Source organism: Caproiciproducens galactitolivorans, from assembly GCF_004768785.1.
GTDB lineage: Bacteria > Bacillota > Clostridia > Oscillospirales > Acutalibacteraceae > Caproiciproducens > Caproiciproducens galactitolivorans.
This window is the reverse complement of record NZ_SRMQ01000023.1, coordinates 1-5,232: the sequence shown is the minus strand read 5'-3', so window position 1 is coordinate 5,232 and position 5,232 is coordinate 1. Positions and strand designations below refer to the sequence as shown.

The following is a 5,232-nucleotide window of genomic DNA, read 5'->3' as shown; positions in this document are numbered from 1 at the left end:
GAATACGCTGAAGACTGGTCCGTTTCCAGAGCATATTTGAATCCCAAATCGATTCAGACACTTCTGCTAAGCGCAGCTTAATTCATTTCGTGGAGTCCCCAAATTGCGAACTTCTCTTGACATAGCCAAATTTTGTGTTTCGTTGCTTTTGATTTAACTGTTTTGCTCGAATTATTTTGCTTTGCTGAAATAATTTAACCAACAACATAGACAATGCCCGCATAGACGCTGAAATCAGCATCTATGCGGGCCCGGATTGGCAGGGGCAGAAGGACTTGAACCCTCTTGGAAATCGCTAAAACCGGCTATATACCTATGTTGTGGGCCTTTTGTGTTGCATTTCGTGTTGCATGTTTTTTGCACTTTTAGATCTATTTTTGGCCTTTAACAATATGCTTTCAAAATAGTTATTGATTAGCATGTCCGCTTCATTGAGATCATTCTCTAGTACCACTTGATATATATTTTTCATAGTTTGTATATTATTCCATCCCCCGCGCGCCATAATGAGCTTGTCCGCAATATTTAGGGTAATGCCAACGGTTGCCATAGACCGGCGGAGATCGTGAAATTTAAACCGCCCTATACCAATATTTTGGCACAGTCTAGGGAAATGCTTGCTCAAAAGTCCGGGACTAATATTAAATATCCTATCCCCATCTTTTGGCAATTCCTTCAACTTCTCGGCGATATACGGCGGCAGGTTTAGCGTCCGTGTTGAGTATGTCGTTTTTGTGCTCTTAACAACCATTTTGTGGTCTTTGTCCGGAACCATAGCTTCTTCAATCCGAATTGTATTTTTTTCGAAGTCAATGTTATCCCACTTTAGTGCGAGTATTTCCGACCGACGCAAGCCTAACCACAAAGCAAGCAAAATCGGTATCTCAATTATATCACCATCGATACTATAAAGCAACTTAGCTATCTGCTGTTTGTTCAGCGCCTTAGTTGCAGGCCTTTTTTGCTGTGGCAATGTAATTTTAGGAATCGCCCAATCGGATCTGTATTGCCTCAAAATAACCGTTAAAATGCCGTATATATTTTTAACGGTTTTTGGCGAATTTTTTTCTGCCTCTGTATTAATTGCGTTTTGAATTATATTTTGCGTCAGCTTATTTAACTTTACGGTACGTATGCTTTTTAGATGATTTCGCTTAGCATTATCTAAAAATCGAATAGTAGACGGCGAGAGAAGATTGCTTTTCAGACGCATATATTCATCGATTGCCTGTTCAACTGTTAAATTCGAACTGTCAGAAGCGATTTCTTTATACCTTTCCTGCCATTCCAATGCTGCCAGATTTGCCTTGCGTTCGGTGCTTTCAGTAAACGATTTGTATATTCGCCTTCCGTTTGCGTCCTTTCCGGCGTACACTTGAGCGCGCCACATTCCACTTGGTAACTGCTTTGCTTTAGCCATAAAAATACCCTCCTATCTTGATTTTGGAGGGCTGAACTGGTACAATATAATAGCGTTATTATACGTACGCTGTCAGCCCTGCTGATGGTGGCCGCTCGCTCCGGCTGGTACCCGGAGCGGGCGTTTTTTTTATTTGCCTTCAATATATTTTTTATACCATTCAGTATATGACATCATTGGAACAGTAATGCTTTTTCCGGTTACCGGGTCTCGGGCAGCGCGAGGACCGGCTAAGTCATCATATTCTGGAATAAAAGGAGTTATACAACACCTGCAACCACTATGAAAAGGTGGGCAGTTTTTTCCTATCTTCGCTTCAGAAATATTAAAAACTTTACTATCCATTTTTCCACACAAGGGACAAGTTTCGGTATCCAATGCTGCGAGAATTTGATATTGGGTTATACCGTCTTGTTTATATTCTTTCAACTCTTCCCTTATAGCTTGTTTCATGGCTAAAAGCGTTTCTCTTTCAATCAACTTATCGAGAAATTCTTTACCGGTAGAATCACAGACTCTGTTTATCATCAAGCATTTTTTATGGGGGATTCCCATCACTTCGCACAAAATACAACAGGCAGCGACTTTACGTTCATCATCGGATTTTGCGTAATTCAGCATTTTTTGATACGTAGATAAATATCTTTTTGATAAACCTTTGAGCTTTTCTTCATTCCAATCGATTCCAAGCCCGGACTGGCCGGGAACTGAGGCTCGAAATGCAGCAACCGCTTTATATGCCTCATTAATTTTATTGTTCAATATAAGTTCAATGCAATGGTCTTCTAACTCAAGGTTTTTAGTCGCGGATTTTTTCAGACCGGCTACAAGTTCTTTCCCTTTCTCAGTAAGAATATAATATTCTTCTCCTTTTGGTAAGAATGTTTCAATTTCGGTTTCTGTAAAATTACTGTAAATTCGTCTAATTAATTCGGATTTTTTACCACTTAATGGGAGATTTTTTATTCTTAAAACTTCTTTTAACTGCGGAATGGTCTTTTTCTCAATATCGTTCAATGGGCTAATTAACAGTAAACCCGCTGAAATGAATTTAGCAATTTCTGCTTTATAGTTTAGGCCATATTCGTAATACCAGTATTGGGCGGGGGCAAATGCTTTGATGGATGTCCCATCGATATATTTTAAAAATGCCAATTCAACCGAATTAAAATGCGGCTCGGCTGATTCGGGACACAACCTCAGGTCATGAGGATTAAACCGGCACAAAATATCAATATATTTTTGATAGCGTTGTTCGGTTGCGATACGCCCTTGCTGATCTAATCCTTCAATATCTAAATCTAATGTTGACTCTTCCAAATTATTGAAAGTTTTGTCATTTGTTCCTAGTGAATCCCCAGATGTTTTCCCATTTAAATTTTCTCCGGATGGTATTCCAAACAAGTGCTTTAAAAAGCGAAACATAGTACTTTCCCCCAATAATTGACATATTATTCTAATATGCTACAATGTATTTGAGGAATTCCTAGTCGGAATTTTTTCGCTTTTGCCCACACGCTACCGCGAATAGCGTGTGGGCTTATTTTTTTACATAGCAATCAAATTACTGTTTCTAACGCTTTCCTCTGCTTCTTGCTCATCCTCAGCGACACCATTCTCATCGTAAAAATGGTCTAAGGCGATGTGCTTCAATTCATGTTCGAATGCCCTGCGCTGCACCAGATCATTCAGATTTGAATTAATGATTATTGTAAAATCTCCGGATGCGTCAGGGATAGTAAGCGCGTGCACCTTGGCCGGAAGTGGCAGCGAATGTATAAATATATCGCCCAAGGTCGATCAGTCCTTCTTTAAAAAAGCTTCTACAATTTTGACAGCCTTTTCAACATCCTCTTTTGTCGCGCCCTTGGCGAGATTAAAAAGCATCTTCATTTCAGGCCTTGTCTTCAACTCTTCCAGATAAGCAGTAAGCTCTTCGTCATTATTGACGAGGGACTTTTCTTTTTGTTCATTGCCAAGTAGATAATCCACGCTTACCCCAAAATAGTCAGCTATTTTGTTCAGCGCATCACTGCGTGGAACATAACCATTATTTTTCCAATTACTGACGTTTGATTTATTGATGCCGCATTCTTCCGCAGCCTTGCTCGGTTTAATTCCACGTTCTTCGCAAAGTTTGGCAAACACATCATAAAACATAACATTGTCTCCTTTTTTATGCGTTAAAAAAGTTTGAGAACATAACAAAAAAGTGTTGACAAGTTTATGTTCATGTACTATACTTGAGTTACAAGGTTGCAGTACATAAACTAATTGTGCCAACTCTGCTAGATGGCAGTCAGCAGAGTTTATGTTCTTGTCGTGATAATTAGATAATAGCACATAAGTTTAAGAAATGCAACAATAAAAATACAAGAAGGTGAACTTTTTAATGCCAGCAAATTGGACAGCCCAGCTGATTGCAAAACTGCATCTAAATCGAATTTCTAAAAAGCAGCTTGCGGAGCAGCTTGGTTACACACCGGAATACGTAAGTATGGTGCTTAACGGACACAGAAATCCGAATGGGGCAGAAGCGGAATTCTCAAAAGCGCTGGACGAGCTTATCCAGAAAAAACAGAACGGAGGTACATAATGAACAATCTTACAGTATTTAGTAGCGACATTATCCCGGTTTATACCACCGACACGGGAAAGAAAGTTGTCATTGGCAGGGAACTTCACGAGAAGCTCAAAATTAATGAAAAATATGCAGACTGGTTTCCGCGTATGGTCGACTATGGATTTGCTGAAAATGAGGACTACAGCAGTTTTTCCGAAAAATCGGAAAAACCTACAGGCGGAAGACCATCAGTAAACCACATCCTTACCCTCGACATGGCGAAGCACATCGCGATGATTCAGCGCACACCCGAAGGACGAGCAATCCGTCAGAAGCGTATCGAACTGGAGACCGATATTTCAAATCTTTCCCCGGAACTTCGGCTGCTTATCAAATTGGAAGTTGAGCAAAAGCAACAAGAAAAGGCCCTTGCCGATACCAACAAGCGCCTCGATCATATCGGTGACGTTATTGCATTAGATACCCGCTCATGGCGAGAAGATACGCGGAAGCTGATTGTACAAATTGCCCGGGCGCGGGGCGGAAATGAATATCTCCGCGACGTGCAATCCGAGATTTATAAGCTGGTCGATCAGCGCGGCGGCGTAAGTTTGGAAACCCGTCTTACGAATAAGCGCCGCAGGATGGCTGACGAGGGCGTGTGCAAATCCAAGAGGGACAGGCTTAACAAGGTTGATGTCATTGCAGATGATAAAAAGCTGATCGAAATTTACTCAGCGATCGTAAAGGAAATGGCGATTAAGTACGGTATCGACCAGCAGAGTGCGTAAGGAATATTCTAACGAAATGAGGTGATCTTATGCCGAGGCTGCGTACTCCGCCTTCCGTGCGTTCGGATCGGGAAATTGTTGGCCGTATTAAGTACGGTATGGCGATAAATGGATATAACAACAACGAAATGGCGCTTACAGCCCGCGTTTCCCGATCAACTTGGTTTGACCGGCTTAATCATCCAGAAGGCTTTACCCTGGCCGAATTACGTCGGGTAAGTCAAAAGCTGAGAATGCCGTTAGAAGTGATACTCGGGGTTGCGCCTTTGGAGGGGGTCTCATGACCACCCATTGCACGCGCTGTGGAAAGCGTTGGATTATCCGTATCCATCAGCCGATCAAAGGTTACATATGCCCGGATTGTTCTACAAGGAACAAGCTGATCAGGAAAGGAATATTGAAAGAAAGGAAAGAAAAATGAAGTGTAAATCCTGTGGGTGTGAAATCCCAAATAGTTC

At 41.3% G+C, this 5,232-nt stretch carries 7 protein-coding genes; 2 read left to right on the top strand and 5 right to left on the bottom strand.

Annotated features, from left to right (window positions below; genetic code table 11):
* Positions 1–313 precede the first annotated feature (313 nt).
* The 4 genes from CAGA_RS12430 to CAGA_RS12415 form a co-directional block, all read right to left on the bottom strand.
* Positions 314–1,420, bottom strand: coding sequence for a site-specific integrase (locus tag CAGA_RS12430; protein WP_135661193.1), 1,107 nt, complete (start codon positions 1,418–1,420; stop codon positions 314–316).
* Positions 1,421–1,549: 129 nt separating this feature from the next.
* Positions 1,550–2,845 (bottom strand): minor capsid protein, encoded by a 1,296-nt coding sequence (locus CAGA_RS12425; protein WP_135661192.1) that lies wholly within the window; start codon positions 2,843–2,845, stop codon positions 1,550–1,552.
* A gap of 123 nt (positions 2,846–2,968) precedes the next feature.
* A complete protein-coding gene (locus CAGA_RS12420) occupies positions 2,969–3,214 on the bottom strand; it encodes a hypothetical protein (protein WP_135661191.1) in 246 nt (81 codons plus the stop codon).
* A 6-nt stretch (positions 3,215–3,220) separates the two neighbouring features.
* Positions 3,221–3,580 carry a helix-turn-helix domain-containing protein gene (locus CAGA_RS12415; protein WP_135661190.1) on the bottom strand — a complete coding sequence of 120 codons (360 nt, stop codon included), beginning with the start codon at positions 3,578–3,580 and terminating at the stop codon, positions 3,221–3,223.
* A gap of 232 nt (positions 3,581–3,812) precedes the next feature.
* Between CAGA_RS12415 and CAGA_RS12410 the strand changes: the two genes are divergently transcribed.
* Positions 3,813–4,016, top strand: a complete 204-nt coding sequence (locus CAGA_RS12410; protein WP_135661189.1) for a helix-turn-helix domain-containing protein — start codon at positions 3,813–3,815, stop codon at positions 4,014–4,016.
* Complete coding sequence (locus CAGA_RS12405) at positions 4,016–4,774, top strand: antA/AntB antirepressor family protein (RefSeq protein WP_135661188.1); 759 nt, start codon at positions 4,016–4,018, stop codon at positions 4,772–4,774. The genes CAGA_RS12410 and CAGA_RS12405 overlap by 1 nt, the downstream gene beginning before the upstream one ends.
* A gap of 220 nt (positions 4,775–4,994) precedes the next feature.
* Here the strand turns inward: CAGA_RS12405 and CAGA_RS12765 are convergent.
* Positions 4,995–5,232, bottom strand: a 238-nt coding sequence (locus CAGA_RS12765; RefSeq protein WP_207669587.1) for a hypothetical protein, incomplete at its 5' end; no start/stop codon positions are given.

Excerpts from the sequence above, each read along its gene's own strand:
- CAGA_RS12425 (WP_135661192.1), bottom strand. The coding sequence starts at position 2,845 with ATGTTTCGCTTTTTAAAGCACTTGTTTGGAATACCATCCGGAGAAAAT.
- CAGA_RS12430 (WP_135661193.1), bottom strand. The coding sequence starts at position 1,420 with ATGGCTAAAGCAAAGCAGTTACCAAGTGGAATGTGGCGCGCTCAAGTG.
- CAGA_RS12410 (WP_135661189.1), top strand. The coding sequence starts at position 3,813 with ATGCCAGCAAATTGGACAGCCCAGCTGATTGCAAAACTGCATCTAAAT.
- CAGA_RS12415 (WP_135661190.1), bottom strand. The coding sequence starts at position 3,580 with ATGTTTTATGATGTGTTTGCCAAACTTTGCGAAGAACGTGGAATTAAA.
- CAGA_RS12405 (WP_135661188.1), top strand. The coding sequence starts at position 4,016 with ATGAACAATCTTACAGTATTTAGTAGCGACATTATCCCGGTTTATACC.